Source organism: Brevibacterium sp. VCM10 (assembly GCF_000583215.1).
In the GTDB taxonomy this organism is placed as follows: Bacteria; Actinomycetota; Actinomycetes; order Actinomycetales; family Brevibacteriaceae; genus Brevibacterium; species Brevibacterium linens.
Genome location: NZ_JAJB01000005.1, coordinates 1 through 2302 on the forward strand (window position 1 = coordinate 1; position 2302 = coordinate 2302).

General features: G+C 63.1%; 3 protein-coding genes. All 3 read left to right on the forward strand.

Annotated features, from left to right (window positions below; all coding sequences use genetic code 11):
- Positions 1–573, forward strand: a 573-nt coding sequence (locus tag AD89_RS0100985; protein ID WP_025776742.1) for a 3-oxoacyl-[acyl-carrier-protein] synthase III C-terminal domain-containing protein, incomplete at its 5' end; no start/stop codon positions are given.
- Between the two features lie 119 nt (positions 574–692).
- Positions 693–944: an acyl carrier protein gene (locus AD89_RS0100990; protein ID WP_025776743.1), complete on the forward strand. Its 252-nt coding sequence runs from the start codon at positions 693–695 to the stop codon at positions 942–944.
- 67 nt (positions 945–1011) lie between these two features.
- Complete coding sequence (locus AD89_RS0100995; protein WP_025776744.1) at positions 1012–2256, forward strand: beta-ketoacyl-[acyl-carrier-protein] synthase family protein; 1245 nt, start codon at positions 1012–1014, stop codon at positions 2254–2256.
- Positions 2257–2302: the final 46 nt, after the last annotated feature.

The window sequence follows — 2302 nt, forward strand, 5'->3', positions numbered from 1 at the left end:
GTCCTCGTCATCGGTGCGGAGAAGCTCTCCGAGGTCATCGACCCCGAAGACCGCTCGATTTCGTTCATCCTCGGCGATGGAGCCGGTGCAGTCGTCGTGTCCTCCTCCGACGAACCCGGCATCTCGAAGACGGTGTGGGGTTCGAAGGGCGAGAACTGGTCGACCATCCGGATGACGGATTCGCTCTACGACATCCGCGACGACCGCGAACTGCCCTTCCCGACCCTGCGCCAGGACGGGCCGACCGTCTTCCGCTGGGCCGTGTGGGACGGCGCCGAGGTGGCCAAGGAGGCTCTCGCCGCTTCCGGGATCGAAGCCGAGGATCTCGCTGCATTCATCCCGCACCAGGCGAATATGCGCATCATCGATGAACTCGCCAAGCAGCTGAAGCTTCCCGAGTCCGTCGTGATCGCACGTGATATCGCCGACAACGGGAACACCTCAGCGGCGTCGATCCCGCTGGCCACCGAGCGGCTCCTGCGCGAACAGCCCGAGCTCAGCGGCGGTCTCGCCCTGCAGATGGGCTTCGGCGCCGGACTCGTCTACGGTGCTCAGGTCGTGCGCCTGCCCTGAGACACACCCATTCACGGAAAACTCTCCGTGAATGTCCTAAGATATTCGGCGGGACACTCGTCGAAAAGTTCCTCACACGGTCGACAAACCCTCGACCGAAATCAGAAAGTAGGAAAGAAATGGCATTCACCGAAGCTGAAGTCCTCGCTGGGCTGGCAGAGATCGTCAACGAAGAGACCGGCCTGGCTGTCGAAGCAGTCGAAGCCGACAAGTCGTTCACCGATGACCTCGACATCGACTCCATCTCGATGATGACCATCGTCGTCAACGCTGAGAAGAAGTTCGGCGTGAAGATCCCGGATGACGACGTCAAGGATCTCGTCACCGTTCAGGACGCTGTCGACTACATCAACAAGGCTCAGGAAGCCTGAGACACAGCAGCCGAACACGGCCCGTCCACAGACGGGCCGTGTCCACACTATCGACGAGGTTTGTACCATGACATCTAAAGTTGTCGTCACCGGAATCGGTGCGGTAACCCCCTTGGGCGCGACTGTCGATGCCACTTGGGAAGCCATTCTGGCCGGTCAGTCCGGCGTCCACACAATGGACAACGATTGGTCGGAGAAGTACGGCCTCGCCGTGGACTTCGCCGCGCAGGTCGACCCACAGGTCGTGCCCGACAATCTCAAAAGGGTCCAGGCCAAACGCCTCGATCCGTCGAGCCAGTTCGCCCTCATCTCTGCTCGTGAAGCCATGGCTGACGCCGGCCTCGAGGAGACCGACCCGGAACGCACCGCCGTCTCCTGGGCGACCGGGATCGGCGGAGTGTGGACTCTGCTCGACGCCTGGGACACTCTGCAGGAGGAGGGCCCGCGTCGGGTCATGCCCCTGACCGTGCCCATGCTCATGCCCAACGGCCCCGCGGCCGCCATCGGGATGGAGTTCAAGGCTCGCGCTGGAGTGCAGACGCTGGTCTCCGCCTGCGCCTCATCGACCGAGAGCCTCGGTCACGCCTATGACGTCCTCGCTTCGGGCAAGGCCGACATCATCATCGCCGGTGGTTCCGAAGCCGCAATCCATCCGATCACGCTCGCCTCCTTCAATTCGATGCAGGCGCTGTCACGTCGCACCGATTCTCCCGAGACCGCTTCGCGTCCCTACGACGTCGACCGTGACGGATTCGTCATGGGCGAAGGTGCGGGCACGCTCATCCTCGAGACCGAGGAGCATGCGAAGGCTCGTGGTGCGAAGATCTACGCCGAGGTGGCCAGCTGGGGAATCTCGAACGATGCCTATCACATCACCGGCGGAGAGCCCGAGGGCAAGCACGCCCTGGCCGCCATGCAGCAGGCGCTTGATGCCGGTGGGCTGACCGCTTCCGAGATCAAGCATGTCAACGCACACGCCACGTCGACTCCGGTCGGAGACATCCCCGAATCGCTGGCCATCAGCGAACTCCTCGGCGACAACGTCTCCGACGCCCTCGTCTCGGCCACGAAGTCGATGACCGGCCACCTGCTCGGCGGTACCGGTGCCGTCGAGGCGATCCTCACTGTCAAGGCGCTGCAGACTCGCACCGCTCCCCCGACCATCAACATCGATGAGGTCGACCCGAAGGTCAAGGGGATCAACATCGTCCGTGACGCTCCTGCGGATCTGCCTTCCGGCGATATCGCGGCGATCACGAACTCGTTCGGCTTCGGCGGTCACAACGCCGTCGTCGCATTCCGCTCCGTCTGAGGTTCTGCGCGAACTCAGACAGCGCTACGGCCCACTCTGAGTCGGA